The sequence below is a fragment of the Methylobacterium sp. UNC378MF genome, assembly GCF_900103195.1.
In the GTDB taxonomy this organism is placed as follows: Bacteria; Pseudomonadota; Alphaproteobacteria; order Rhizobiales; family Beijerinckiaceae; genus Methylobacterium.
On record NZ_FMWU01000005.1, the window covers coordinates 141,691 to 166,871 of the forward strand.

Sequence of the window (25,181 nt, forward strand, 5' to 3'; positions counted from 1 at the left end):
GCCCTGTGACCCGGCAAGATCGGGCCATCCCGTGCCGATCAGCAAGACCGCCATGCCCGCACCCCTCGCCGCCGAAGAGACCGTCGAACCCTCGGGCGGAGCCGGCGAGAAGAGTGCGCATGCGTTCCGCACGATCAGCGAGGTGGCCGAGGAACTCGACGTGCCCCAGCACGTGCTGCGGTTCTGGGAGAGCCGGTTCGGCCAGATCCGCCCCGTGAAGCGGGCCGGGGGGCGGCGCTACTATCGGCCCCAGGACGTCGAACTCGTCGCCGGCATCCGCCATCTTCTCCACGTGCGGCGCTACACCATCGCGGGGGCGCAACGGGTGCTCAAGGAGAACGGCGTCCGCTTCGTCCAGGCCGTGGGGCGCGGCGAGGCCGTAGCGGCCGCGCCCATGGTCCAGGAGGTCGAGGCGGGAGGTGGAAGCGGCGCGCTCGGGAACTCGGACCGGGCGTCCCTGGCGGAGGCTCTGGAGGAGCTTCAGGCCTGCCGCGCCCTGCTCGACGGGCTGCACGGTGTCGCCGCGGGCATCTGACACCCGACAGGGCCCGCGGGCTCGGTCCTGTGGCCATACCTGGTCTTGCGCTCAGCGCGGCGAGCGAACTTTCCGGCAACAACCCGCGTTGTCGCCCGCATGGCCGCGCCCAAATCCAAGCTGACACCCAGCCAGGAACTGATGGCCCGCATCATGCGGATCGTCCGCTCCTGCCCGGAGGCGGCCTCCGAAGTCTTGGAACTGATGTTCCTCGTCAGCCAGATCGAGGCGGCCACCAGCGTCGACCGGGAGTACCGCGACGCCAAGCGGGTGATCAGCCGCTTGCGCAATCCACTCTGGGAGATGGGTCCCACCGATCGGGAGAAACTCCTGGCCGCCGCCGAGACGATCCGCCGGGTCTGCCGTCTGGCGGAGGACGAGATACCCACCATTCCGATCGCCGATGCCGGGGAGCGGGCGCGGGTCGAGGCGCGGCTCGCCGCCGCCCTGGCCGGCGAATTCGACGGGGCGCAGATCGCGCGCATCACCGGGATCGTCGCGGCCGCGCTCCAGAATTAAGCCGCCGCTTGGGCCCTCGACGCCCGTGCAGGGCGTCCCCACATGGTCTCCACCGATGAACGGGGCTTCCGGACGCGCGTCCGAAGGCTGGTCCCGGGTCGGCACTGGAGAGACGCTGCCATGATTGCCCTTCGTCCGTTCGCCGCGCTGATCGCCGGGAGTATGGCCCTCGCCGCGCCGGCACTGGCCCAGGCACCGGCCAGCCGAACCAAGACGGTGGCGCCCGGCAAGACGGTGCGGCTCGAGATCGCGCCGAATCTCAAGAAGGATTGTTCTCCTGGGCCGATGCCCGAGTTCAAGGTCTCCGGATCGCCGAAGAACGGATCGGTGATCACCAAGGTTGGCAAGCTGAAGACGCCGGCGAGCTATCGCTGCCCCAACAAGGAGGCCGCCGTCCAGGCGCTGTTCTATCAGCCCAACAGCGGCTTCACCGGCACCGACGAGGTGACGTTCGAGGTCAAGAGCTCCGACGGACAAGTCCAGACGCACACCGTCAAGATCACGGTCGGGGCGGCCGGCGCCAAATCGGGAGACGAGGGCAAGAAAGAGGGTACCGATTTGTGAGCAGGGGCCGGGCCACGCGGTGTCTGCTTAGTTCTGAGGCCCGGGCAGCCGTTCGGGCGCGGCACGGAGTCTCGCCCGTGCCGCCTTCAGCGCTCGGGAGTGTTGCAAGCAATCGACATGCCGGGCGCCATGCTCGCCGCACTGCGACAAAAGCGGGCCTGTCGGTTGCATCCGAGCCGAGACAGGATGAAGCTGTCACGGTCTGAGAGGGTTATCGAATGCCCATGCATGCGACGAACGACCTTTTCCAGAGCTTCGCCCGAGGCTACGAGGCCCGCCGCGACACGGAGATGACGCTCTCCGAGTATCTCGATGCCTGTCGCGACGAACCGCTGATGTACGCCTCGGCCGCCGAGCGGATCCTCGCGGCAATCGGCGAGCCCGAATTCGTGGACACCGCCAAGGATTCGCGCCTCGGCCGGATCTTCATGAACCGGACGATCCGCACCTACCCGGCCTTCCGCGAGTTCTACGGGATGGAGGAGACGATCGAGCGGATCGTCTCGTTCTTCCGCCACGCCGCTCAAGGGTTGGAGGAGCGCAAGCAGATCCTCTACCTGCTCGGCCCGGTGGGCGGCGGTAAGTCGTCGCTGGCCGAGCGGCTGAAGCTGCTGATGGAGGTTCACCCCGTCTACGTCCTCAAGGCCGGGGACGAGGTCTCGCCGGTTTTCGAGAGCCCGCTGGGCCTGTTCGACCCCGAGACGATGGGCGAGGAGATTCAGCGCCGCTACGGCATCCCGCGCCGGCGCCTCACCGGCCTGATGAGCCCGTGGGCGCTGAAGCGCCTCGACGAGTTCAACGGCGACATCTCGCGCTTCAAGGTGATCAAGGTCCGGCCCTCGCGCCTGCGCCAGATCGCGATCGCCAAGACCGAGCCGGGCGACGAGAACAACCAGGACATCTCCTCGCTGGTCGGCAAGGTCGACATCCGCCGCCTGGAGACCCTGTCGCAGGCCGATCCCGACGCCTACTCGTACTCGGGCGGCCTGAACCGGGCGAACCAGGGCATCCTCGAATTCGTCGAGATGTTCAAGGCGCCGATCAAGATGCTGCATCCCCTGCTCACCGCGACGCAGGAGGGCAACTACGTCGGCACCGAGAATATCGGCGCGATCCCGTTCACCGGCGTGATCCTGGCCCACTCGAACGAGGCCGAGTGGCAGACCTTCAAGACCAACAAGAACAACGAGGCCTTCATCGACCGGATCTACGTGATCAAGGTCCCGTACTGTCTGCGCGTCACCGAGGAGCAGCGGATCTACGAGAAGCTGATCTCCGGCTCGGAACTGTCGGACGCGGCCTGCGCGCCCGGCACGCTGGAGATGCTGGCCCGCTTCTCGGTGCTGTCGCGCCTGCGCGAGCACGCCAATTCCAACGTCTTCTCGAAGATGCGGGTCTATGACGGCGAAAGCTTGCGCGAGGTCGATCCCCGCGCCCGCTCGATGCAGGAGTACAAGGATACGGCCGGCGTCGACGAGGGCATGGACGGGATCTCGACCCGCTTCGCCTTCAAGGTGCTCGCCGCGACCTTCAACCACGACACCACCGAGGTCTCGGCCGACCCGGTGCACCTGATGTACGTTCTGGAGCAGGCGCTCAAGCGCGAGCAGCTCCCGCCGGAGACCGAGAAGAAGTACCTGGAATTCATCAAGACCGAGCTGGCTCCGCGCTATGCGGAGTTCATCGGCCACGAGATCCAGAAGGCCTACCTCGAATCGTACCACGATTACGGACAGAACCTGTTCGACCGGTACATCGACTATGCCGATGCCTGGATCGAGGACCAGGACTTCAAGGATGCCGAGACCGGCCAGCTCATGAACCGCGAACTCCTGAACCAGGAGCTGACCAAGATCGAGAAGCCGGCGGGTATCGCCAACCCGAAGGATTTCCGCAACGAGGTTGTGAAGTTCGCCCTGCGCTCCCGGGCCCAGCACGGTGGCCGCAACCCGAGCTGGACCAGCTACGAGAAGCTGCGCGAGGTGATCGAGCGGCGGATGTTCTCCCAGGTGGAGGAATTGCTGCCGGTGATCTCCTTCGGCTCCAAGAAGGACGGCGACACCGAGAAGAAGCACGGCGAGTTCGTCGAGCGCATGGTCGCGCGCGGCTACACCGAGCGGCAGGTCCGCCGCCTGGTGGAATGGTACATGCGAGTGAAACAGGCCGGCTGAGGCGCCGGGCGCCCGGCCGGGTCCAATCCGGCCGGGCCAGGGTTTGACCCTCCGCCGCCACAGTTTCGGACGACCAGCCGGTGAAGATCTGAGGCCCAGCTGCGAAAGAGGGATCCATTCCTCCGCCGGCAGCATGGTACGATCAGGGTCCGGACCCGGCCGGCACACGCGGACGAGGGTTTTCGCAGCGGATGCACATCGTCGACCGACGTTTGAACCCGGGTGGCAAAAGTCTCCCCAACCGCCAGCGCTTCCTGCGCCGCGTGAAGGACGTGGCCCAGCGCGCCGTGCGGGAATCCGCCCGCGAGAAGGACATCAAGGATCTCGGCAAGGACGGCCGGGTCAGCGTGCCGGCGGACGGCGTGCGCGAGCCGCGCTTCTCCCGCCAGCCCGGCACCGGCCTTCAGGACCATATCCTGCCCGGCAACAAGACCTACGTGGAAGGCGACACGATCGAGCGGCCGCCGGGGAGCGGCGGCGGGCGCGGCGCCGGCGAAGGCGGGGAGGGCGGCGAGAACAGCGAGGACGCGTTCCGCTTCGTTCTCACCCGCGAGGAGTTCCTGGAACTCTTCCTCGAGGATCTTGAGCTTCCAGACCTTGCCAAGCGCCGCCTCGCGGTGGTGGAGACCGAGGGCCTGCGCCGCGCGGGCTACACGGTGACCGGCTCACCGGCCAACCTCGCGCTCACCCGGACGCTGCGCAACTCGATGTCGCGGCGGATCGCCCTCAAGCGCCCGAAGCCCGAGGAGGTCGCGGCCGTGGAGGCGCGGCTCGACGCTCTGCCGGCGGGCGACCCCGAACGAGCTGAGCTGGAGCAGGCGCTCCTGAAGCTGCGCGAGCGCGCGAAGCGCATCCCCTACGTCGATCCGATCGACCTGCGCTTCCGCCGCTTCGAGCCCTATCCCCGGCCGATCGCGCAGGCCGTGATGTTCTGCCTGATGGACGTGTCCGGCTCGATGACCGAGCACATGAAGGACCTCGCCAAGCGGTTCTACATCCTGCTGCACATCTTCCTGACACGCCGCTACCGCCACGTGGAGATCGTGTTCATCCGCCACACCGACCGGGCCACCGAGGTGGACGAGGAGACCTTCTTCGGCTCCCGCGAGACCGGCGGCACCCTGGTCTCCTCGGCGCTGGTGGAGATGAAGCGCGTCATCGCCGAGCGGTACGACCCGAACGACTGGAACATCTACGCCGCCCAGGCCTCCGACGGCGACAACGTCTCCTCCGACGGGCCGACCTCGACGGAGCTGCTGCGGTCGCACATCCTGCCGGCCTGCCAGCACTTCGCCTATCTCGAAGTGGGAGACGAGAACGGCCCGCGCGCCGGCTTCGTCGAGCACCGCACCACCCTGTGGCGGACCTACGAGGCGATCACCAAGGCCGGCGGGCCGATCGCCATGCGCAAGGTCAATCACCGGCGGGAGATCTACCCGGTCTTCCGCGAGCTGTTCGGCCGCAAGGATGCGCGGGCGGAGGTGGAGGGGTGAGACCGCCCCCTCTCCCATTGTGGGGAGGGGGACGGGTGGGGGCGGACCGGATCGCCGCGGTGCCGACCGGACAACCCCGGCCCTTCCCCACAAGGGGAGGGGAGAATGTGATGAGGGTTTCATGGTGACCAGCCTGAGCCGATCCAAGGTGAGCGCGCCGACCGTCAAGGCCGACAAACCCCTGTTCACCGGCAACGACTGGGATTTCGATACGATCCGCCGCATCCACGATGCCTGCGAGGCCGTGGCCGGGCCTCAACTCGGCCTATCCTGGTACCCGAATCAGATCGAGATCATCACGGCCGAGCAGATGCTCGACGCCTACGCGTCGATCGGCATGCCGCTGTTCTACAAGCACTGGTCCTTCGGCAAGCACTTCGCCCAGCACGAGGCCGGTTACCGCCGCGGCCTGATGGGCCTCGCCTACGAGATCGTCATCAACTCCGACCCGTGCATCTCCTACGTCATGGAGGAGAACACGGCGACCATGCAGACGCTCGTCATCGCGCACGCCGCGTTCGGCCATAACCACTTCTTCAAGAACAACTATCTGTTCCGGCAGTGGACCGACGCGGAAGGCATCCTCGACTATCTCGACTTCGCCAAGGGCTTCATCAGCCGCTGCGAGGAGCGCTACGGCCACCAGGCGGTGGAGCAGGTGCTCGACGCCGCCCACGCGCTGATGAGCCAGGGCGTCCACCGCTACCCGCGCAAGAAGCGGCCGGACCTCGCCTCCGAGCAGCGGCGCGAGCGCGAGCGGATCGAGCACGGCGAGCAGATCTACAACGATCTCTGGCGCACCCTGCCGCAGAAGATCGGCACGGTGCGCCCGGACCTGGCGGCGGAGCGGCGCAAGGCGCTGCTCGAACTGCCGCAGGAGAACATCCTGTACTTCCTGGAGAAGGTCGCGCCGCGCCTGCGGCCGTGGCAGCGGGAGATCCTCCGCATCGTCCGCCTCGTGGCGCAGTATTTCTACCCGCAGCGCCAGACCAAGGTGATGAACGAGGGCTGCGCCACCTACTGCCACTACCGGATCATGAACGCCCTGTCGGAATCAGGGCAGATCACCGAGGCGGCCTATCTCGAGTTCCTGCAATCGCACACCAACGTCATCCGGCAGCCGAACTACGACGACCGCTCCTATGGCGGCCACAATCCCTACGCGATCGGCTTCGCCATGATGCAGGACATCGCCCGCATCGTCGAGCAGCCGACCGGCGAGGACCGAGAGTGGTTCCCCGAGATTGCCGGCACCGGCGACGCCATGGCGGTGCTGCGCGACTGCTGGGAGAATTATCGCGATGAGAGCTTCATCCAGCAATTCCTGTCGCCCAAGCTGATGCGCGACCTGCGCCTGTTCCACGTGGTCGACGATCCGGAGGAGCCGGAGTTGCGGGTCGAGGCGATCCACGACGAACGTGGCTACCGCAAGCTGCGCCGGGCCTTCGCGCGCCAGTACGACGTCGCCTGGCTCGACCCGGACATCGAGGTGGTGGACGTCGACCTGGAGGGCGACCGGCGTCTCATCCTCCATCACAAGGCGATCAACAAGATCACCCTGCAGAAGGACGACGCCAAGCGGGTTTTGCAGCACCTCGCCGACCTCTGGGGCTACGACGTGGTGCTCAAGGAGATCGAGCCGGCGACCGGCACGGTGCTGGGCGAGATCACCGCCAGCGCGCGGCCGATCTTCTTCTGATCGGCTCGGAGAGACGGCTGATCATACCCGAACACCTCCGTATGAGGAGGACGGGCGAGAGGGGCCGCGGATTGCCTCACGGTCGCGCCCGTGCTGCAAGAGGCCATGGCCGTCACGATCCTGACCCTCGCCGAGACCAGCGACTTCCTCGACCGCGAGTTTCCCCAGATGCAGGCGGGCGGGCGGGCCTACCATCTCGAGGATGTCGGTCCGCTCTCGGCCCGGATGCGGTTGGAGGCCCATGAGCGCTTCCTCCGGCCCGGCGCGACCGTGTCGGGGCCGGCCATGATGGCGCTCGCCGACTACGCTCTCTACGCGGCGATCCTCGCCAATCTCGGCCCGGTGGCGCTCGCGGTGACGACGAGCCTGACCTTCAACTTCCTGCGCAAGCCCGCCTCGGGGGATCTCGTGGCGGAGTGCCGGCTGCTCAAGCTCGGCCGGCGCTTGGCCGTCGGCGAGGTGCGGATCACCGCCGACGGCAACCCGGACCTCGTCTGCCACGCCACCGGCACCTACTCGATCCCACCGCGCTGAAACGGAATCCCGGGCCGTTTTTCGCGAGCGGAGCGAAGCAATCCCGGGCAGCGCAACATCGGCGAACGTGGCGCCGCTGGGTTGCTTCGCTCCGCTCGCACAGACGAAGGAATCCGGATCAGCCGGCCCGCGCCTCGGTCAGCCGCGCGGCGTAGCGGGCGATCAGGTCGACCTCCAGGTTGAGCCGGTCCCCGTCGCGCCGCTCACCCCAGGTGGTGACCTGCAGCGTGTGAGGGATCAGCAGCACGGAGAATAGGTCGTCCGCGACGCTGTTTACCGTGAGCGAGGTCCCGTCGAGGCAGACCGAGCCCTTCTCGGCGATGAACTTCGCCAGGGCGACCGGGGCCCGCAGGGTGAAGCGCTCGCTCGGACCCCAGGCGCCCGCGGTGACGGTCTCGCGCGCCACGATCTCGGCGACGCCGTCGACATGGCCGGTGACCAGATGGCCGCCGAGTTCGTCGCCGATCTTCAGGGAGCGTTCGAGATTGATCCGGGTGCCCGCGGCCCAGCTGCCCACGGTGGTGCGCGCCAGCGTCTCGGCGGCGGCATCCACCGCGAAGCTGCAGCCGCCCTCGGCCGGCTCCACCGACACCGCCGTGAGGCACGGGCCCGCGCAGGCGATCGAGGCGCCGAGCGCGATCGTGGCCGGATCGTAGGGCGCGCGGATCACGATCCGGCGCAGGTCGCCCGCCCCCGAAACCGAGACGACCGTACCGACGGCGCTGACCAACCCGGTGAACATCGCTTACGTCCTGCTGCGTTCGTAGGTCACGGCCTCGTCGGGCCCGAGCCGGAGCCGCTCGGCCTCCCGAAACCTTTCGCCTGCCAGGGCTTCCGCGAGGACCGGCCCCAGCGCCGGCAGGCCGCCGGCCGATCCCAGTTCCACCGGTCCGGTGACCAGCGTGCAGGCCTCGATCAGATCGGCCCGGGCGAGCGCCTCCGCAAGGCGGGGGCCGCCCTCGCTGCACAGGCGGGTGAGGCCGCGCTCGCCCAGATGCGCCAGGGCCGCCGGAAGATCGATCCCGCCGGCCGCATCCGCCGGCACGGGCGCGACCTCGACGCCGAGGGCCTCCAGGGCGCGCCGCGCATGGGCCGGGGCGGAGCGTGTGGTGAGCACCAGGGTCGGCGTGTCGCGGGCGGTCCGGGCCAGCACGCTGGCCGGGGAGAGCCGCAGATGCGTGTCGAGGACGATCCGCAGGGGCGAGCGCGCCGCCAGGCCCGGCAGCCGCACGGTGAGCGACGGATCGTCGGACCGGGCGGTCCCGATGCCGATCAGGATCGCGTCAGCATGGGCTCGCCAGAGATGGACCGCTCCGTCCGCCACCGGCCCGGTGATCCGCAGGCGCTCCGGCCCGGCGGAGGCGCAGAAGCCATCGCGGGTGCGGGCGAGCTTCAGGTGCAGGGCGGGGCGGCCGCGCGTCACCCGGGTGATGTGGCCGACATGGTCGCGCGCCGCCGTCTCCCGCATCAGACCGGTCTCGACCGTCACGCCCGCCTGCCGCAGCAGGCCATGGCCGCGCCCGGCGACCCGCGGATCCGGGTCCTCCACGGCGCTGACCACCCGGGCGATGCCGGCCGCCACGATCGCATCCGTGCAGGGCGGCGTGCGGCCGTGATGTGAGCAGGGTTCCAGGGTCACATAGAGGGTCGCGCCGCGGGCGGCCTCGCCCGCGGCGGCGAGCGCCAGGGGCTCCCCGTGCGGGCGCCCGCCCGGCGCCGTCGCCGCCGTCCCGAGGATTCGCCCAGTCTCGGGCTCGACCACGACGGCGCCGACCGACGGGTTCGGCCAAGTGGTGCCGAGCCCGCGCCGGCCCAGCGCCAGGGCGAGGCGCATGAAGTGCGTGTCGTCGCTCATGGGCGTCCGGCGCGGCGGCGCCCCGATGCCTCGGGCTCCGGATCCGCCTCCGGCCCTGCCGCCGACACAGGGGTGCCGTCGCTCAGCGTGCCGAGCAGATCCTCGAAGTCCTTGGCCTCGCGGAAGTTCTTGTAGACGGAGGCGAAGCGGACATAGGCCACGTCGTCGAGGCCTTTCAGCCCCGCCATTACCAGCTCACCGATCGCCTCGGAGGTCACCTCCGGCTCGCCCGCGCTCTCGAGCTGCCGGGTGATGCCGCTGACCAGCCGCTCGATCCGCTCCGGATCGACGGCCCGCTTGCGGAGCGCCACGTCGATCGAGCGCTGGAGCTTGTCCCGGTCGAAGGGCACGCGCTTGCCCGAGCGCTTGAGCACCACGACCTCGCGCAGCTGCACCCGCTCGAAGGTGGTGAAGCGGCCGGCGCAATCCGGGCAGACGCGGCGGCGCCGGATCGCGGCGCCGTCCTCGGAGGGCCGCGAGTCCTTCACCTGGGTCTCGGAGCCGCCGCAATAGGGACACCGCATGGATCTGGATCTCGGACATGGCAACGGCCGCGGATCAAGCGGATCCGCGGCCGTTTCCTAGACTACGCATGGCCGCCTCGGAAGGCCGGCCCGGCTCAAGGGCCCCGTCTTGCTCAGCCGTAGATCGGGAACCGGTCCGTCAGTGCATGGACGCGGGTCTTGACGTCGGCCTCGACCGCGCTGTCGCCCGCCTCACCCTTGGCGGCGAGACCGTCCAGCACCTCGACGATGAAGCCGCCGATCTGCTTGAACTCGGCCACGCCGAAGCCGCGCGAGGTGCCGGCCGGGGTGCCCAGACGGATGCCCGAGGTGATGGTCGGCTTCTGGGTGTCGAAGGGGACGCCGTTCTTGTTGCAGGTGATGTGCGCCCGCGACAGCGCGGCTTCCGCCGCCTTGCCGGTCAGGCCTTTCCGCTGCAGATCGACCAGCATCAGGTGGTTGTCGGTGCCGCCCGAGGTGATGTCGTAGCCACCCGAGATCAGCGTGTCGGCAAGCGCCCGGGCGTTCTCCACCACCTGGCGGGCATAGATCTTGAACTCGGGCTTCAGCGCCTCGCCGAAGGCCACGGCCTTGCCGGCGATGACGTGCATCAGCGGGCCGCCCTGGATGCCGGGGAAGATCGCCGAGTTGAACTTCTTGGCGAGCGCCTCGTCGTTCGTCAGGATCATGCCGCCGCGCGGGCCACGCAGGGTCTTGTGCGTCGTCGTGGTGGCGACATGGGCGTGCGGGAACGGCGACGGATGAACGCCGGCCGCCACGAGGCCCGCGAAATGGGCCATGTCGACCATGAAGTAGGCTCCGACCGAGTCGGCGATCTCGCGGAACTTGGCGAAGTCCCAATGACGCGGGTAGCCCGAGCCGCCGGCGATGATCACCTTCGGCTTATGCTCTTGCGCGAGCTGGGCGACCTGCTCCATGTCGATCCGCTGGTCCTCGCGGCGCACCGTGTAGGAGACCGGCTTGAACCACTTGCCCGAGACGTTCGGCGGGGCGCCGTGGGTGAGGTGGCCGCCGGCGGCGAGGTCGAGGCCGAGGAAGGTGTCGCCGGGCTGCATCAGGGCCAGGAACACGCCCTGGTTGGCCTGGGAGCCGGAATTCGGCTGCACATTGGCGAAGCCGCAATCGAACAGGCGCTTGGCGCGCTCGATGGCGAGGTCCTCGGCGATGTCCACGAACTGGCAGCCGCCGTAGTAGCGCCGGCCCGGATAGCCTTCCGCGTACTTGTTGGTGAGCACCGAGCCCTGAGCCTCCAGCACGGCGCGGGAGACGATGTTCTCCGAGGCGATCAGCTCGATCTCGTGCTGCTGACGGCCGAGCTCCTTGGCCACCGCCTCGGCGATCTCGGGGTCGGCTTCCGTCAGGGGGGCGGCGAAGAAGCTGTTGGAGAAGTGCTTGTCGGCGGCGGTACCGGCGCTCATGGTCTGCCTCTGTTCTGGTAGGGGCGATGCCCGGCCTTTCGTCGGCGTGCACGGGCGGGCGTTCAAGGTGGGATTCCTACACGCGCCGAAGGCTCAGGCCAAGCACAGGCATTTTGCTCGCGCGCCAAGAATAATTTGTCGCAGGTGGGGCGGCGGCGGCGCCGGCAGGGCCGACATGTTTTCCTAATCCGCCGCCCGTTCGCTTGACATAAGGAAAAGAATCATCGAATAAAACATGAACATAGGTGACGGGTGACAACGCGATGCGAGCTCACGAGCCCGATGTGATCTTGGCGTACTCCCTCGCGCAACTTCGCTTGAGCCTGGCTTTCGTCACCCTGGAACTTCTGGACATCAAAGCTGGATTCAGACCGGATCAGCCACGGGGCTGCGACGGCCGATGGTGCGGCGAGGGCGGTTCGCTCACCGTCATTCGCAAGGATCGAACGGGTGATCCTCGGATTGACGCGAAGACCGACGAGATCCTCGATGTCCTGAACGAAGTCGTCGAGAGCACCGAGCCGGGCGAGGGCTTCCTGTACGGGACCCAGATCCACGCGAGGCTGGCGGCCCGCCTGCGCGAGTTGGATCTTCCAGGGATCGGCCGGCACGGCGTCGAGCAGAGCTTCGTCACCGGCGACATCGTCCGTCACGGCCTGTCGGGCAGCATACGCACGGATGTTCTTCTCCGGGACGGCCGAACCAGCGCGGCGCCGATCCGGGCGATCTGGGACATCAAGACCGGTGAAACGGGCCTGTCGCCGCGCCGTATCCGTGCCCTGCGGGCCGGCGCAGGTGTCGACGACAGCGTCCCGATCATCGAGATCCACCTGCTCCGCGGCATCTCCGTCAAGGGCCGCGTCTCTGTCACCGTCGCTATCGGAGTCGTGGTCGCATGAGCATGGAAGCCTACGCCCTGTGTCCGCGGCCGCTCGCCGGCGTGTCGGACTGGCAGACCGGCCTGGACGCGCTCGGTTTCGATCTGCAGCTTCGCGGGACGGCGATCCCGCCGGCCTCGTCGGGGCATCTGCCGGCCCTGCGGCGCGGCCGGGCCTCGGGCTTCGAGTGCGCGCTCATCCCGTTCTCGGAATTGAAGGACACCTATCCGGAGACCGACTTCGCCGGCTCCTGGCCATGCGTGTACGCGTTCTGGTTCGGCACCATCGCGGAATCGATCGGCGCCGTGATGGCGATCACGGCCTGCGTGAAGTTGGTCGACGGGCTCGCCTTCTATCCGGAGGAGGGCCGCCTGCTGACCGCCGATCAGGCCGTCCGGTACGCGCGCGAGACGGTGCCCGCGGCCGAGGAACTCGAGCGGCAGCTCGGCCCCGGAGCGGACTGATCCGGGATCATCCTCGGCGCCGGGCCGGCCAAGCCCGCCGGACTCCTTTCAGACCTGCGTCGCGAGGTTCGTCTCGATCAGGACCGTCTCGGTCTCGAACGCGGCCGCGTGCCACGCCCCGGCCGGAAAGTGGAACACGCTGCCGGCCGAGAACGGCTCGCGGCCCTGCTCGGTCTTCAGGATCCCCGAGCCCGAGAGCACCTGCACGAACTGCTCGTAATCGTGGCTGTGGGCGGGTGCCGAGACGCCCGCCGGCACCACCACGCGCACGAGGCTCGCGCCGGAGCCCGGGATCGTGCGCTTGGTGACGCCGTTCCCGCCGACGCTCTCGGCGCGGTGGCCCCAGGCGGTCAGGTGGTCGCTCATCGACGGGTCTCCTCGCCGGCAGGTTGCCGCTCCGGTTCGTCGGGGCAGCGCCCGCCCGGATCCTGTCCCCGCGTCAACCGGTCCCGCCGGGCTGGCGACCGCGCCGGCCCTTGCCGGCCGCGGGGTCGGCCGGCGCCGGATCGGGACGGGTTGGGGTGCCCGTCGGGTTCATGCCGCTCCCAGCCGGCGTGCCGGAGGCGGGCCAGAAGGTCTCGAACAGCTCCTGCATCGCCCGGATGTTGTTGCCCTGAACCTCGGCCCCGGTGCGCAGCATCTGCTGGAACATGTCGGAGCCGGCCTCGCCCGCGCCCGCCTGGGGTGGCTTGGCGGCGGGTCTGGCGGCCGGCTTCGGCGGGGCCGGCGGCTCGACCGCGGGCATCATCGCCCTGGCCATCTCGGCCCAGGCCGGCGCGAACGGGAACGGCACGGGCGGCGGCGGCGGGCTCGGCCGCGCGGCCTCGGCCTGCGGCTGGTTCAGCATGACGTGGACGATGCTCGCCACCACGGCGCCCGCCATCATCGGCAGCATCTGGCGCAGGACCTGCGCGCCGACGCCGCTCGTCGCCGAGGCCTGCCGCAGCACCGCCTGCATCAGCTGCGCGGACCCGAACATCTGGCCGAGGGCCTCGAACCCCTGCGCCGGCGCCGGCTTGGCGGCCTCGAGCCCGAACATCCGGGCGAAGCCGGTCGGGTCCATGCCGACGCTGCGCTGGAGGCCGAGCGTCAGGGCCGGCATCAGCGCCTCGAAGGCGCGGGCCGTCTGCTCGGCGGTCAGACCGAACGGCTGGCCCATGGCCTGAAGCCCGGCCTCGCCCTGCGCCTGGAACATCTCGAGCGGGTTGAACATGACGCCTCGATCCTGTCCCGGTCGGGACCGCCCGGGACAAGGCATCGTGACCCTTTGCGCGGGGAAATACCAGTTCCCACCCGCGGAACTTGTGCCTTGCCGCCGCCGCCTCAGCTCAACGGCTCGGGATGGGCGTGCCCCGGCGGCAGGGGCGCCGCCCGCTGGGGCGCCCCCGCGGCGATGTTCGGCGCCGGCCGACGCGGGCCGAACCCCTCCAGCCGGTCGACCGTGCGGCGGGCCAGCAGGATGCCGAGCGCCCCGAAGACCAGGGAGCCGATCCCCATCCCGGCCACCACCCCGCGGGGGCCGTAGAGCGTCGCGCCGAGCATCGCCGGCGGGATCGTGCCGAGCGTCGCCCGTCCCCAATTCAGCAGCGTCGAGCGCAGCGGGAAGCCGAGATTGTTGAAGGCGGCGTTGCCGAGGAACAGCAGCCCGTTGAAGAACCAGATCGCGCCGCCGACGAGGCAGAAGAAGCCGAACAGCTCGGCCGCGCCCCCCTGCAGGCCGAACAGGGTGGCGAGCCACCCCCGGGCCAGTGCCAGGAGGAGCCAGACCGCGGCGCAGTAGGCCAGCGTCACCCGGATCGCCGCGCCGAGCACGCCGCGCATCCGGTCGAACAGGCCCGCGCCCCAGTTCTGAGCCAGGATCGGGCCGATCGCCCCCGACAGTGCGAACAGGCCGCCGAAGGCCACCGGCGTCAGGCGGTCGATCACCGACGCCGCCGCGACGGCATCGGCTCCGTAACCGGCGAACAGGCGGGCCAGGAAGGCGCTCGCCACCGAGGGCGCGAGGTTCGTGAGCACGGCCGGTCCCGCGACGCCGGCCAGGGCGGCCGCGTCGGCGGGCAGGTCGGTCAGGTGCGGCCGGCCCAGGAGCCCGTGCCGGGCGACGCCGCGGATTCCCACCGCCACGAAGGTCGCGCGCGCGACGCAGACGGTGATCGCCGCGCCCGTGACGCCGAGGCCGGCCCCGAAGATCAGCAGCGGATCGAGGAGCGCGGTGACGACGGCGCCCGCCAGGGTCACCGACATCGCCTGCCGCGCCTCGCCGACCGCGCGCAGCAGGCCGGTGAACAGCATGCCGGCGGCGAGCAGCAGGTTCGACGGCAGGGTGACGTGCAGGAACAGGACGGCCACCCGCAGCGACTCGTCCTTCGCGCCGATCAGGGCCAGGAGCGGGTCGGCCAGCAGCGCGATCAGCAGGGCGATGAGGCTGGCCACGAGGCTGCCGAGGACCAGCGCGGAGGTCGAGAGGCGCCGCGCCGCCGCGCGGTCGCGCGCGCCGACGGCCTTTCCGACCAGGGCGCCGGCGGCGATCATCAGGCCGATATTCACCGCCGTGGCGAAGAACTGCACGATGCCGGCGAAGCCGACCGCTGCCGTCAGGTTCGGGTCGCCGAGCGTGGAAACGTAGAACAGCGACAGCAGGTCGACGACGAAGATCGCCATCAGCCCCACCGACCCGGTGGCGGCCATCACCACTACGTGCCGGAGGATCGAGCCTGTGACGAAGCGGCCCGTTTCCCCCAGGGGCGGGCCGTCGGATCCCTCAGACATCCGGGCCGTCACGCATTCCGGGCGCTGCCTTCCGCTTCCAGTTCCGCCTCCGGATCGGCCTCCCCCTCTGCCGCATCGGGTTCCTGCGGCGCGAGAGCGGGTTTCTCCAGGAGCCGCTCGGCGGCCTCGCGCCGGTCGCTGCCCACGAGGTCGCGGGTCTCGGTGCTGAGCGCCCGGGCCGGCCGGACGGGAGCGGTCAGCGGCTCGGGCTTCAGCCCCGCCGCCGCGCCGCGCATCCAACTGGCGTCGGGCAGGGCTCCTGCCTGCTGCAGGACGAGGCGGGCGATGTCGCGCTTACGCACGTCGTCGGCCCGCGCCGTTGCGGCCTCCGGCGACAGGCCGAGCCCTTCGAGCGCTGCCCGTCCGAAGGCGAGGGCGGATTCGGCGGTCTCGCGGATCTGGTAGTCCACGTCCCGGTTCATCAGCTCCACCGCGTGCAGTCGGTCATAGGCGCGCACGAAGGTGCGCACGCTGGCGAATTCCTCGTGGACGATGTCGACGATCTTGAGGGCGCCCTCCCGGTCGTCGACGCAGATGCAGACCAGCTCGACCCGGCCGATCCCGGCCGCGCGCAGCACGTCGAGCCGGGTGCCGTCGCCGTAATAGATGCGGAAGCCGAAGCGCGAGGCCGCGCGCAGCTGCTCCACATCCTTGTCGATCACGGTGACCGGGATGCCCTCGGCCATCAGCACCTGTGTCAGCACCTGACCGAAGCGGCCGAAGCCGATCACCAGCACCCGCGCCTCGCCGCTCTCGGCGAGTTCGGAGGCGGGCTCCTCCAGATCGAGGGTGCTGCGGGCGTTGCGCCGCTCGATCAGCTTGTCGAGGCCCTTGGCGGCGATCGGCCCGATCAGCATGGTCAGCGCGGCCAGCGCCACCGCGAAGCGCGTCGCCGTGACGCCGGTGAGGCCGAGATCCTGGGCCTGGGGCAGCAGCACGAAGGCGAACTCGCCCGCGGGCGCCAGCACCGCCGCGCCCCGCAGGGCCCCGAGCGTGTCAGAGCCGAACAGCCGGAACAGGCCGGCCACGATGGCGACCTTGACCAGGATCGCCGCCAGGGTCGCGCCGAACAGGGCGGGCCAGACCTCGCGCACGAGGTTGCCGTCGATCGACATGCCGACGCTCATGAAGAACAGGCCGAGCAGCATGCCGCGGAACGGCTCGATATCGGCCTCCAGCTGATGGCGGAAGTTCGATTCGGCCAGCAGGATGCCGGCGAGGAACGCGCCCATCGCCATCGACAGGCCGACCTGCTCCATGAGCAGCGCGGTGCCGAGCACCACGAGAAGCGCTGCAGCCGTCATCACCTCGCGGGCGCCGCTCGCCGCCAGCAGCCGGAAGAACGGGTTCAGGCCGTAGCGGCCGACCAAGACCACCGCGAGAATTGCCGCGAGTGCCTTGCCGGTGGAGATAGCCGCCTCCCCGAGCCAGGAGACGTCGGTCGCCTCGCCCGCCGACGCCAGGAGCGGCATCAGCGCCAGGATGCCGACCACCGAGAGATCCTGGAACAGCAGGACCGCGAAGGCCCGCCCGCCATAGGCGCTGCCGAGGTCGCCCCGCTCCTCCAAGAGTTGCAGGGCCACCGCGGTGGCCGAGAGGGCCAGCGCGAGGCCGATCACCGCGGCGGCGCCGACGCTGAGGCCCGCCAGGACGCCGGCGCCGCCGAGCACCAGCGCGCAGAGGACGAGCTGGGCGGTGCCGAGGCCGAAGATGTCGCGCCGCATCGAGACGAGCTGCGAGAGATGCAGCTCCAGCCCGACGATGAACAGCAGCAGCACCACCCCGATCTCGGCGACGCTCGCCGCCGTCTCGGGCTCGGCGATCAGCGACAGGCCGGAGGGCCCGATCAATACGCCGGCCACCAGATAGCCGAGCACGGCGCTCTGGCCGATCAGCCGGAAGATCGGCACGCCGATCACCGCCGCCGTGAGGAAGGTCAGGACCGGCGGCAGGAAGCTCGCATGTTCGACGGGGCTCGCCATGGTGATCGTCCCGGCGTTCGGCTCGATGGGCGCAGGTGGAGCCCCCGCTTAGCGCGCGCGGCGCCGGGATGCGAGCCGTCGGCAGGTGCCGTTCGGCACCGGGGTCCCCGCGGGTGCTCCATCCGCGGTTGGCCCGGGCTCAACCCGGGAGCCGTGCCCGGGCCCGGTGCGAGCCGTCGATGAACTCGAAGCCGCCGGCCGCGCTCAGCATGTGCAGGCGTGTGCCGGGCCAGGCCGCGCCGGGGCACAGGCGCGTCTCGACCTGCTGCGCGTAAGCCTCCTCGTCGAGGCGCAGGATCCGCGCGAGCCCGAGCGCCGCGCCGTAGCCCTGGCGGCAATCCTGGACGGGCCGGATCAGGCCGCCGTCGCGGGCCACGATCGGACCCGCGGCCCGGGCCGAACCGATATCGATCAAGACCGGGTTGTGCCGGTGGGGAGTCCAGGGCCCACGGAAATGCGGCGCGTGCCAGAGATGCAGGGTGTCGGAGTAGCTGCCCCCGCCCGCCCGAACCGTGGCGAACATCCACCAGCGGCCGCCGTGCTGCAGCAGGGTCGCATCCCCGGCCACTACGCCGTCGAGGAGCACCGCCTCGTGGACCCAACCGCGCGGGAAGTCGGTGGCCCGGTAGAGGTCGACCGTGCCGGAGGCGTGGGATTCCGGGATCATCCAAACCTGCCCGTCCGCCTCGAAGACGAACGGGTAGGAGAGGTGGGTCTCCAGTTCGAGGACCGGCTCCGGCCGGCCGCGCGGCCCGTCCGCCCCGAACCCGACCGCGGCGATGACACCCTTGCCGCGGCGGTAGTCGAACTCCTCCACGAACAGCGTCACGGCGCCGTCGCGGGCGATCGCGAAGGGATCGGCGTAGAAGCGCCGTCCGTCGTCAGGCAGGACCTGCCAGCCGCCCTCGGGATGCCGACGCAGGTCGATCAGGTCGGGGCCGACGATCCGCCGCCAGCCCACTCGCCAGTGCGGGCCGTGGAAGCAGAGGGCGTAGAGCCTGCGGGCGATCTGCCGGGCCAGCCCCCCGGCGGCCCGCCGCCGGGCGCCCAGGCCGCCGAGGTCGTAGGCGATTGCGGGCTGAAGGGGCGCCCCGGCGCCGTCGGGAAGCTCCGTCGAGGCGGCGCCGTCGAGGGCGGCGAGGATCAGCGTGATGGTCCGCGCGAGGTAGCCTTCGAAGGCCGCGAGCATCACCGTATGCGATTCCGCGCCCAGGCGCCCCATCGCCACCGGCTTTCCGTCCGGCCCGCGCAGGGCCGCCACCGGCGCGCCGTGGGTGAACAGGGCGGCGAGGAGGCCCGCCTCACCCGGCATCCCGTCGTAATCGAGCCGCCAGGCCGGCTCCGATCCCGGTTCCGCGGGACTGCCCGAGAGGTCGAGGACGAGGTCGGCGTCGCTCCCGCGGGGCTCCTCGCCATCGGGGATGGCCTCGTAGGGGGCGAGTGCCACCGGTTCCGCCGCGGTGGCCAGACCCGGCCGCGGCAGACCGTGAATGGCGGCTTCCAGTCGAAACAGCAGTTCCGCGTTCGGCGGCAGACCCTCCGCATGATCGACCCAGGCGACCCGGATCCGGTGGTCAGGCCGCTGCCCGAGATGGTCGAGGAGGCGGATGTGCCAGCCGCGTAGCGCCCGGCGGTCGAGCCGCACAGTGACGGTCCGGATGCGGGCGGGCGTCCCGGAAGTCGACGGCTCCGCCCGGGCGGGAGCCCGACCGCCGGCCGCCGACGGCCAGTCCGCGCCTCCGATCGCCCGCTCCATCAGCCGGCCGGCCTCACGCCTCGCATGCCGGGTTTCGTATCGACGTTCACGGCGGCAAGACCTGGGATGCGCCCGACGTCGGCCGTCGATACGGTCGCCGCAGGCTCGAATGCTGTTACGCCGCGCCACGATCAAGCACGGCCGGATGGCTGTCTACCGGTACAAGCTTAACGCACGAGGCGATTTCTGGGCGGTGAACCGGAAAAAGCGAAATTCACCGCATCAGATAAACGCGTGTTGGAAGCCGGTGATACAATGTCGCGACGCCATGGTGGTTCGCGCAGGGGAACCCCACCTCCAGCTGGACCGTTCGCCAGACAATGACGTGGTGCGGAGATCAGGACATGACGCGCAAGACGCTGATGATGCCCCTCGCGGCGATGCTCCTCGCCGCCGTTCCGGGGATGGCTTTCGCCTGGGGCGGCGGTGGTGGCGGCGGCGGCGATAGCGGCAGCGGTCTCTCGCCCTACGCGGCGCTGAGCGGCAATGATCGCTCGGCTGGCGTCAACAACGGCAATTACCGCGATCCGGCCCTCGACCCGTATATCCGCACCTACGATCCGGAGGCTGCGGCCCGCTACGCCGCCCCGCCGGCGGCACAGCCGCGTCTCCGCATGCGGCCCTATTACGGCCAGCCCTACTAAGAGCGGCGCTGCGGCTCTCCCGCTGCCGTGATGGCAGGGGGAAGCCGCTTGACCGTATGGTTCAGGAGTGTCCGGCGCCGCTCGCGGTCCGGACGCGCTTGAGCGTCCACGGTCCGCCCGAGAGTTTGCATCCGGTGCCGCGGACGAAGCGGCTGCGTTTCGATCCGATCACGGATGCGAGGAAGTTGCGGCAGATCAGGTCATCCGAGACGAAGGGCAGTCCGGTCGGATTGATCGACCCGTGAAGTCCCGTGTCCGGATTGTCCCATTTTACCGGGCGCCCGTTACCCTGCGGATCCAGGGCGACGCTCAGGGCGGCGCGTGCTCGGCGCCAATCCTCCTCGGCGAGGTCGTCCCCGAAACCCACAGGCCGCTTCTCGATGCTGCCGGTCACGGTCGGTTCCTCGACCACGGGCGTCCCCGCTGGAGGATCGCCCCGGAAGACCAGCAGCGGCTGACCGCAGCCGCACAGGGCCATCGCCATCGCCAGGCCCGACACGGACGCGCAGATGCGCGACCGCCGGCTTGGCCCTTTACACGCGCATCGCCGCATTACACCTGACTCACGACGGGCTATTCGCTCGACCGAACACGCCGATGTCGGTGCCCCCTCAGGCCCTGGACGCGGCAGGCAGGAGTCTTGGCGTGGATCAGTTAAGGACCGATGACCCGAAGCGCGTGGACTTCACGCTGAGCGAAGACCCTGTCGCGCTGTTCGCCACGTGGATGACGGAGGCCGAGGCGGCCGAGCCCGAGGATCCGAACGCGATGGCGCTCGCCACCGCCGGGTCGGACGGCCTTCCGGACGTGCGGATGGTCCTGTTGAAGGGCTTCGATGCCCGCGGCTTCGTGTTCTACACCAACACCCAGTCCACCAAGGGCGAGGAGCTGGCGCAGAACCCCCAGGCGGCCCTGGTGCTGCACTGGAAGAGCCTGCGCCGGCAGGTGCGGGCCCGGGGACCGATCGCGCCGGTGACCGCCGAGGAGGCGGATGCCTATTTCCAGAGTCGTCGCCGGGAGAGCCGCCTCGGCGCGATCGCCAGCCAGCAATCCCGCCCGCTCGCCGACCGCGCCACGCTGATGAAAGCGGTGGCGGAGCTGTCCGAGCGCTACGGGGACGGGCCGATCCCCCGGCCCGCGCACTGGACCGGATTCCGGATCGCGCCGGTGAGCATCGAGTTCTGGCAGAACGGCGATTTCCGCCTGCACGACCGGGTTCGTTTCACCCGGACCGGCGAGGGCTGGAGCCGGGCGCGGCTCTATCCCTGACCACAGCAGAAACGAAGAGAGCCCCGGCAGGGCCGGGGCTCTCGCTTCGCCTGACAGGCAGCGACGAGGCTCAGGCGTCCTCGCCGTCCTTCTTCTCGTCCTCGGAGGCCTCCTCGGCCTTTTCCTCGGCGGCCCCGGCCGACTGCGCCTCGGCGATGGCAGCCTCCTCGGCCTCGACCTCGGCGCCCAGCACGGTCGGCGGCACGATGTTGGCCACCGGGTCGGTCGCCTCGCCGGTGTAGGTGCCGGCTGGGATCTTGATGTCGGAGACGTGGATGACGTCGCCGATCGCGCGGCCGGTCAGGTCGACCTCGATCGCGTCCGGGATCTGGTCGGGAGCGACGTCGAGGCTCAGCGTGTGGGCCACGATGTTGAGGGTGCCACCGAGCTTCTTGATGCCGGGGGCCGCGTCCTCGTTGACGAAGTGCACCGGCACCTCGACCGTGACGGTCTGGCCCGAGACGACGCGCAGGAAGTCGACGTGCAGCGGCACGCCGGTCACCGGGTCGAGCTGGAAGTCGCGCGGAATGGCGCGGACCTTCTTGCCGCCCGCGTTGATTTCGAACAGCGTGGTCTTGAACCCACCGGCATAGATCAGGGTTCGGGTGCGAACGAGGTCGACCGCGATGGATTGCGGCGGCTGGCCGCCCCCGTAGATGACGGCGGGAACTTGGCCCTGGCGACGAACGGCCCGGGCGGCCCCCTTGCCGACCCGGTCGCGTGCCACGGCCTCAAGCGTCTTCACAGCGCTCATGGCGTGATCCTTTACGATTGCTGGAGCCGGAAAATGAAAAGGCCGCCTCTGGCGGGCGGCCACATCCTTCCCGGCGCGCCCCTGCCTCCAAGGGTGTCTCGGGGGCGCGCCGTGCGCATACACGGATGGGGGCGGATTGGCAATGCGCCGCCGACCCCATGGCGGCCCGGCCGTCCGGCATCGATCACAGGCCGGCGAGCGCCCGCCGCGCCCGGCGCTTCTGCAGCCACAGGGTCAGGCCGAGCGCCGTGCCGATCACCAGCGCCGAGACGGCCGTGGTGACCGTGCCGAGCGCGTAGATCTCTGGCGTCGTCACCGTGGTGGTCAGGCCCTGCAGCTCCAGCGGCAGGGTGTTGCGGCCGCCGATCGCCTGGCTGGTGCGGGCGAGCTCATCGAACGACAGGGTGAAGCCGAACAGCGCCACGCCCACGAGCGCGGGCGCGAGGATCGGCACCACCACGTGGCGCAGCGTCTGCGGGCCGCTGGCGCCGAGGTCGCGGGCGGCTTCCTCGTAGGCCGGGTCGAACCGGTTGAACACCGCGAACATGATCAGCAGGCCGAAGGGCAGCGTCCAGGTGAGGTGCGCGCCCAGCGCCGACGTGTAGAGGCCCATCAGCGTGCCGTGATCCTGCAGGAACTCCCAGCCGGTGGCGGCAGCCAGCACCTTGATGCCGTCGTCGAGGAGTCGGAACTCCAGGCCGATGCCCAGCGAGACCACGATGGAGGGCACGATCAGGCTCGACACCGCCAGGGCGAAGACGAGGCCGGCCCCGCGAAATCCCTTCCGGAAGGCGAGGCCGGCGTAGAACGCGATTCCCACGGTGAGCGCCATCACCACGAGGCCGAGGGCCAGGGAGCGCCGGAAGGCCGCCCAGATATCGACGACGCCGACGCCCGCCCACAGCTTGGCGAACCAGTGGGTGGAGACGCCGTTCATCGGGAAGGTCAGGCCACCGGACGGGCCCTGGAAGCTGAGGGCCAGGATGGTCAGCGTCGGCCCGTAGAGGAACAGGACGTAGAGGGCGAAGACCGCCGCCAGCAGGTAGAAGGCGCGGCCGCGGGGCTGGTCCATCGCTACAGCTCCCGCCGGAGGTCGATCATCCGGGTGAGCCCCAGGATCATCAGCAGCACGGCGGCGAGCAGCACCACGGCGTTGGCGGCGGCGGCCGGGAATTGCAGGTAGGACATCTGCACCTGGATCACCTTGCCGACGCTGGCGATCTGCTGGCCGCCCATGACGCCGACGGTGACGAAGTCGCCCATCACCAGGGTGGTCACGAAGATCGTCCCGATGGCGATGCCGGGCTTGGCGAGCGGCAGGATCACGTTCCAGAGGATCTGCGCGCCGGACGCGCCGCTGTCGCGCGCCGCCTCGATCAGGCGCCGGTCGATGCGCGCGAGGCTGTTGAAGATCGGCACGATCATGAACACCGTGTCGAGGTGCACGAAGGCCAGGACCACCGCGAAGTCGGAGTAGAGGAGACCGTCGATCGGCGCGCGGATCAGCCCGAGGGTGCGGAGCGTGTCGTTGACGAGGCCATTGCGGCCGAGCAGCGGGATCCACGAGATCATGCGGATCACGTTCGAGGTCCAGAACGGGATCGTGCAGAGCAGGAACAGGCCCATCCGCACCGTGCCGGAGCGGATGTGGAAGGCCAGGAAGTAGGCGATGGCGAAGCCCAGCGGCAGGGTGATCGCCAGCGTCAGCACGACGAACTTCACCGTCGACATGTAGGTGCGCAAAGTCGTGCAGAGGTCGGCCGACAGGCAGCCGTCGAACACGTCGGCGTAGTTCTGCAGGGTCAGCGCCGGGATGATCTCGTACTCGTTGTACTCCCAGAGGGAGACGATCCCGGTGAGGACCAGCGGGATCACGAGGAAGATGAGGAAGACGAGGGCCAGCGGCGCGGCCTGGAGGTAGGCGAGGGCGCGGCGCCGGCGGAGAGGCGCAACGCGACTCTCCTCCCCCTTGTGGGGAGGAGCCGGAGGTGGGGGTGGTGCAGGATCGAGCGTGGCGGTGCCTTCTGCGCCACCCCCACCCCTCCCCACGAGGGGGAGGGGAGAAGCGACACCGCTCACGCCGCGATGAACTCGTTCCACTTGCGCACCATGTAGGTGTTCTCGTCCATCACGGCGTTCCAGCACGCGACCGCGCCCATCCGCGCGTCGAACGAGCCGCCGTCGCGGGTGGCGCCGGCCTTCTCGATCAGGGTGCCGTCGGGGCCGAGGATGTCCTTCTCGGCGGGCTTCCCCTCCATCCAGAAGGCCCACTCGTAGGGCAGCATGTTCGCCTGGGCAGTGTCCAGCACGGCCGAGTAGTAGCCCTGCCGGTTGAGGTAGGCCCCGGCCCAGCCGGACAGGAACCAGTTGATGAAGTCGTAGGCCGCGTCGAGCTTCCGGCCGCTCAGGGTCTTGGGGATGCCGAAGCCCGAAGCCCAGGCCCGGTAGCCCTCCTTCAGCGGCTGGTAGGTGCAGGGCACCCCCTGCGCCCGCACCTTGGTGACGGCGGGCGACCACATCGACTGGATCACCGTCTCGCCCGAGGCCATCAGGTTCACGGATTCGTTGAAGTCCTGCCAGAAGGCCCGGAACTGGCCGGCGCGTTTGGCCTCGATCAGCACCTTAATGGTGCGGTCGATCTCGGGCTTCGTCATGTTGCCCTTGTCGCCGTAGGTGTAGTCGCCGGTGGCCTCCACCACCATGGCGGCGTCCATGATGCCGATCGACGGGATGTTGAGGATCGAGGCCTTGCCCTTGAAGGCCGGGTTCAGGAGCTCCTTCCAGCTCGTGACGGGCACCTTGATCAGGTCCGGCCGGATGCCCAGCGTGTCGGCGTTGTAGACCGTGGGGATCAGCGAGATCCACTGGGTCTGTTCGCCGGCAAATTTCTTCGAGTCCTGGCCTTCCAGGTAGAAGACCTTCTTGGGCGCGGTGCCCTGGTCGCCGATCTTCTTGCCCGCCACCTCGCCCTTGGTGAAAACGGAAGAAATCTTGTCGGCGAGGGTGATCCGCTTGGCGTCCATGCCCTGCAGGTTGCCCGAGGGCAGGATCTTCTTGAGGCTGAAATACTCGGTGTCGATCAGGTCGAAGGAGTTCGGCTGGGTGACTGCCCGCTTGGTCACCTCGTCGGTCACCACCGGTATGTACTCGATGGTGATGCCGAGATCCTCCTTCACCTTCCTGGCGATATCGGCGGACTGGTTCACCGCGGTGCCGAGGTAGCGCAGGGTCACGGGCTCGGCGGCGTGCACCGCCGGGAAGCCGGTCACCGGCGTCGCGGCCAGCGCCGCGGCCCCCTTCAGGAGCGTGCGCCGGCTCGGCTTCGAGGGGAGGTCCATGGTCGTCTCCGTACC

General features: G+C 69.7%; 25 protein-coding genes. 11 read left to right on the forward strand and 14 right to left on the reverse strand.

Annotated features, from left to right (window positions below; translation table 11 throughout):
- The first annotated feature begins 52 nt into the window (after positions 1–52).
- The 7 genes from BLT59_RS07010 (at position 53) to BLT59_RS07040 (ending at position 7,515) form a co-directional block, all read left to right on the forward strand.
- Positions 53–535, forward strand: coding sequence for a MerR family transcriptional regulator (locus tag BLT59_RS07010; RefSeq protein ID WP_091778123.1), 483 nt, complete (start codon positions 53–55; stop codon positions 533–535).
- Between the two features lie 99 nt (positions 536–634).
- A complete protein-coding gene (locus BLT59_RS07015) occupies positions 635–1,054 on the forward strand; it encodes a hypothetical protein (RefSeq protein WP_091777869.1) in 420 nt (139 codons plus the stop codon).
- Positions 1,055–1,174: 120 nt separating this feature from the next.
- A complete protein-coding gene (locus BLT59_RS07020; RefSeq protein ID WP_091777871.1) occupies positions 1,175–1,618 on the forward strand; it encodes an Ig-like domain-containing protein in 444 nt (147 codons plus the stop codon).
- Between the two features lie 218 nt (positions 1,619–1,836).
- The gene (locus BLT59_RS07025; protein ID WP_091777873.1) at positions 1,837–3,789 is read left to right on the forward strand and encodes a PrkA family serine protein kinase; all 1,953 of its coding nucleotides are present in this window, start codon (positions 1,837–1,839) and stop codon (positions 3,787–3,789) included.
- Between the two features lie 191 nt (positions 3,790–3,980).
- Complete coding sequence (locus BLT59_RS07030; protein ID WP_091777874.1) at positions 3,981–5,282, forward strand: YeaH/YhbH family protein; 1,302 nt, start codon at positions 3,981–3,983, stop codon at positions 5,280–5,282.
- 121 nt (positions 5,283–5,403) lie between these two features.
- A complete protein-coding gene (locus BLT59_RS07035) occupies positions 5,404–6,981 on the forward strand; it encodes a SpoVR family protein (RefSeq protein WP_091777876.1) in 1,578 nt (525 codons plus the stop codon).
- 105 nt (positions 6,982–7,086) lie between these two features.
- Positions 7,087–7,515 (forward strand): PaaI family thioesterase, encoded by a 429-nt coding sequence (locus BLT59_RS07040; RefSeq protein WP_091777878.1) that lies wholly within the window; start codon positions 7,087–7,089, stop codon positions 7,513–7,515.
- A 118-nt stretch (positions 7,516–7,633) separates the two neighbouring features.
- Here BLT59_RS07040 and BLT59_RS07045 read toward each other — a convergent pair whose 3' ends face one another.
- From BLT59_RS07045 to glyA, 4 genes are all read right to left on the reverse strand, one after another.
- Entirely contained in the window at positions 7,634–8,257 is a 624-nt protein-coding gene (locus tag BLT59_RS07045; protein WP_091777880.1) for a riboflavin synthase, read from the reverse strand.
- Between the two features lie 3 nt (positions 8,258–8,260).
- The gene (ribD, locus tag BLT59_RS07050; RefSeq protein ID WP_091777882.1) at positions 8,261–9,370 is read right to left on the reverse strand and encodes a bifunctional diaminohydroxyphosphoribosylaminopyrimidine deaminase/5-amino-6-(5-phosphoribosylamino)uracil reductase RibD; all 1,110 of its coding nucleotides are present in this window, start codon (positions 9,368–9,370) and stop codon (positions 8,261–8,263) included.
- Complete coding sequence (nrdR, locus tag BLT59_RS07055; RefSeq protein ID WP_091777884.1) at positions 9,367–9,894, reverse strand: transcriptional regulator NrdR; 528 nt, start codon at positions 9,892–9,894, stop codon at positions 9,367–9,369. Before nrdR ends, ribD begins: the two co-directional genes overlap by 4 nt.
- Before the next feature lie 113 nt (positions 9,895–10,007).
- Complete coding sequence (gene glyA / locus BLT59_RS07060) at positions 10,008–11,312, reverse strand: serine hydroxymethyltransferase (protein ID WP_091777886.1); 1,305 nt, start codon at positions 11,310–11,312, stop codon at positions 10,008–10,010.
- Between the two features lie 290 nt (positions 11,313–11,602).
- On the opposite strand from glyA, the gene BLT59_RS07065 reads away from it, so the two are divergent.
- Together BLT59_RS07065 and BLT59_RS07070 are read left to right on the forward strand one after the other, a co-directional pair.
- On the forward strand, positions 11,603–12,211 hold the full coding sequence (locus BLT59_RS07065; protein WP_139174011.1) for a hypothetical protein: 609 nt from the start codon (positions 11,603–11,605) through the stop codon (positions 12,209–12,211).
- Positions 12,208–12,654, forward strand: a complete 447-nt coding sequence (locus tag BLT59_RS07070) for a hypothetical protein (protein ID WP_091777890.1) — start codon at positions 12,208–12,210, stop codon at positions 12,652–12,654. Before BLT59_RS07065 ends, BLT59_RS07070 begins: the two co-directional genes overlap by 4 nt.
- 48 nt (positions 12,655–12,702) lie before the next feature.
- Here the strand turns inward: BLT59_RS07070 and BLT59_RS07075 are convergent, their stop codons facing one another.
- From BLT59_RS07075 to BLT59_RS07095, 5 genes are all read right to left on the reverse strand, one after another.
- A complete protein-coding gene (locus BLT59_RS07075) occupies positions 12,703–13,020 on the reverse strand; it encodes a cupin domain-containing protein (protein WP_091777892.1) in 318 nt (105 codons plus the stop codon).
- Positions 13,021–13,093: 73 nt separating this feature from the next.
- Positions 13,094–13,867 carry a DUF937 domain-containing protein gene (locus BLT59_RS07080; protein ID WP_091777894.1) on the reverse strand — a complete coding sequence of 258 codons (774 nt, stop codon included), beginning with the start codon at positions 13,865–13,867 and terminating at the stop codon, positions 13,094–13,096.
- Between the two features lie 110 nt (positions 13,868–13,977).
- Positions 13,978–15,423 (reverse strand): MATE family efflux transporter, encoded by a 1,446-nt coding sequence (locus tag BLT59_RS07085; RefSeq protein WP_091777896.1) that lies wholly within the window; start codon positions 15,421–15,423, stop codon positions 13,978–13,980.
- A gap of 8 nt (positions 15,424–15,431) precedes the next feature.
- On the reverse strand, positions 15,432–17,405 hold the full coding sequence (locus BLT59_RS07090) for a monovalent cation:proton antiporter-2 (CPA2) family protein (RefSeq protein ID WP_091777898.1): 1,974 nt from the start codon (positions 17,403–17,405) through the stop codon (positions 15,432–15,434).
- A 139-nt stretch (positions 17,406–17,544) separates the two neighbouring features.
- Complete coding sequence (locus BLT59_RS07095; RefSeq protein WP_091777900.1) at positions 17,545–19,161, reverse strand: glucosamine inositolphosphorylceramide transferase family protein; 1,617 nt, start codon at positions 19,159–19,161, stop codon at positions 17,545–17,547.
- A 344-nt stretch (positions 19,162–19,505) separates the two neighbouring features.
- On the opposite strand from BLT59_RS07095, the gene BLT59_RS07100 reads away from it, so the two are divergent.
- Positions 19,506–19,805, forward strand: a complete 300-nt coding sequence (locus BLT59_RS07100) for a hypothetical protein (protein ID WP_091777902.1) — start codon at positions 19,506–19,508, stop codon at positions 19,803–19,805.
- 61 nt (positions 19,806–19,866) lie between these two features.
- On the opposite strand, the gene BLT59_RS07105 is transcribed toward BLT59_RS07100, so the two are convergent.
- Positions 19,867–20,358: an RT0821/Lpp0805 family surface protein gene (locus BLT59_RS07105; protein ID WP_091777904.1), complete on the reverse strand. Its 492-nt coding sequence runs from the start codon at positions 20,356–20,358 to the stop codon at positions 19,867–19,869.
- A 92-nt stretch (positions 20,359–20,450) separates the two neighbouring features.
- On the opposite strand from BLT59_RS07105, the gene pdxH reads away from it, so the two are divergent.
- Complete coding sequence (gene pdxH / locus BLT59_RS07110; RefSeq protein ID WP_091777906.1) at positions 20,451–21,074, forward strand: pyridoxamine 5'-phosphate oxidase; 624 nt, start codon at positions 20,451–20,453, stop codon at positions 21,072–21,074.
- Positions 21,075–21,144: 70 nt separating this feature from the next.
- Here pdxH and BLT59_RS07115 read toward each other — a convergent pair whose 3' ends face one another.
- The 4 genes from BLT59_RS07115 to BLT59_RS07130 all read right to left on the reverse strand — a co-directional run bounded on the left by BLT59_RS07115 (position 21,145) and on the right by BLT59_RS07130 (position 25,166).
- Positions 21,145–21,828, reverse strand: a complete 684-nt coding sequence (locus tag BLT59_RS07115) for a 50S ribosomal protein L25/general stress protein Ctc (RefSeq protein WP_091777908.1) — start codon at positions 21,826–21,828, stop codon at positions 21,145–21,147.
- Between the two features lie 184 nt (positions 21,829–22,012).
- Positions 22,013–22,900, reverse strand: coding sequence for an ABC transporter permease (locus BLT59_RS07120; protein ID WP_091777910.1), 888 nt, complete (start codon positions 22,898–22,900; stop codon positions 22,013–22,015).
- A gap of 2 nt (positions 22,901–22,902) precedes the next feature.
- Positions 22,903–23,907 carry an ABC transporter permease gene (locus BLT59_RS07125; RefSeq protein WP_244513891.1) on the reverse strand — a complete coding sequence of 335 codons (1,005 nt, stop codon included), beginning with the start codon at positions 23,905–23,907 and terminating at the stop codon, positions 22,903–22,905.
- Positions 23,904–25,166: an ABC transporter substrate-binding protein gene (locus tag BLT59_RS07130; protein ID WP_091777912.1), complete on the reverse strand. Its 1,263-nt coding sequence runs from the start codon at positions 25,164–25,166 to the stop codon at positions 23,904–23,906. Before BLT59_RS07130 ends, BLT59_RS07125 begins: the two co-directional genes overlap by 4 nt.
- Positions 25,167–25,181: the final 15 nt, after the last annotated feature.

What these genes read in the sequence shown, in the direction of transcription:
- BLT59_RS07010 (WP_091778123.1), top strand. Translation starts at nt 53, where the DNA reads ATGCCCGCACCCCTCGCCGCCGAAGAGACCGTCGAACCCTCGGGCGGA.
- BLT59_RS07015 (WP_091777869.1), top strand. Translation starts at nt 635, where the DNA reads ATGGCCGCGCCCAAATCCAAGCTGACACCCAGCCAGGAACTGATGGCC.
- BLT59_RS07020 (WP_091777871.1), top strand. Translation starts at nt 1,175, where the DNA reads ATGATTGCCCTTCGTCCGTTCGCCGCGCTGATCGCCGGGAGTATGGCC.
- BLT59_RS07025 (WP_091777873.1), top strand. Translation starts at nt 1,837, where the DNA reads ATGCCCATGCATGCGACGAACGACCTTTTCCAGAGCTTCGCCCGAGGC.
- BLT59_RS07030 (WP_091777874.1), top strand. Translation starts at nt 3,981, where the DNA reads ATGCACATCGTCGACCGACGTTTGAACCCGGGTGGCAAAAGTCTCCCC.
- BLT59_RS07035 (WP_091777876.1), top strand. Translation starts at nt 5,404, where the DNA reads ATGGTGACCAGCCTGAGCCGATCCAAGGTGAGCGCGCCGACCGTCAAG.
- BLT59_RS07040 (WP_091777878.1), top strand. Translation starts at nt 7,087, where the DNA reads ATGGCCGTCACGATCCTGACCCTCGCCGAGACCAGCGACTTCCTCGAC.
- BLT59_RS07045 (WP_091777880.1), bottom strand. Translation starts at nt 8,257, where the DNA reads ATGTTCACCGGGTTGGTCAGCGCCGTCGGTACGGTCGTCTCGGTTTCG.
- ribD (WP_091777882.1), bottom strand. Translation starts at nt 9,370, where the DNA reads ATGAGCGACGACACGCACTTCATGCGCCTCGCCCTGGCGCTGGGCCGG.
- nrdR (WP_091777884.1), bottom strand. Translation starts at nt 9,894, where the DNA reads ATGCGGTGTCCCTATTGCGGCGGCTCCGAGACCCAGGTGAAGGACTCG.
- glyA (WP_091777886.1), bottom strand. Translation starts at nt 11,312, where the DNA reads ATGAGCGCCGGTACCGCCGCCGACAAGCACTTCTCCAACAGCTTCTTC.
- BLT59_RS07070 (WP_091777890.1), top strand. Translation starts at nt 12,208, where the DNA reads ATGAGCATGGAAGCCTACGCCCTGTGTCCGCGGCCGCTCGCCGGCGTG.
- BLT59_RS07075 (WP_091777892.1), bottom strand. Translation starts at nt 13,020, where the DNA reads ATGAGCGACCACCTGACCGCCTGGGGCCACCGCGCCGAGAGCGTCGGC.
- BLT59_RS07080 (WP_091777894.1), bottom strand. Translation starts at nt 13,867, where the DNA reads ATGTTCAACCCGCTCGAGATGTTCCAGGCGCAGGGCGAGGCCGGGCTT.
- BLT59_RS07085 (WP_091777896.1), bottom strand. Translation starts at nt 15,423, where the DNA reads ATGTCTGAGGGATCCGACGGCCCGCCCCTGGGGGAAACGGGCCGCTTC.
- BLT59_RS07090 (WP_091777898.1), bottom strand. Translation starts at nt 17,405, where the DNA reads ATGGCGAGCCCCGTCGAACATGCGAGCTTCCTGCCGCCGGTCCTGACC.
- BLT59_RS07095 (WP_091777900.1), bottom strand. Translation starts at nt 19,161, where the DNA reads ATGGAGCGGGCGATCGGAGGCGCGGACTGGCCGTCGGCGGCCGGCGGT.
- BLT59_RS07100 (WP_091777902.1), top strand. Translation starts at nt 19,506, where the DNA reads ATGACGCGCAAGACGCTGATGATGCCCCTCGCGGCGATGCTCCTCGCC.
- BLT59_RS07105 (WP_091777904.1), bottom strand. Translation starts at nt 20,358, where the DNA reads ATGCGGCGATGCGCGTGTAAAGGGCCAAGCCGGCGGTCGCGCATCTGC.
- BLT59_RS07115 (WP_091777908.1), bottom strand. Translation starts at nt 21,828, where the DNA reads ATGAGCGCTGTGAAGACGCTTGAGGCCGTGGCACGCGACCGGGTCGGC.
- BLT59_RS07120 (WP_091777910.1), bottom strand. Translation starts at nt 22,900, where the DNA reads ATGGACCAGCCCCGCGGCCGCGCCTTCTACCTGCTGGCGGCGGTCTTC.
- BLT59_RS07130 (WP_091777912.1), bottom strand. Translation starts at nt 25,166, where the DNA reads ATGGACCTCCCCTCGAAGCCGAGCCGGCGCACGCTCCTGAAGGGGGCC.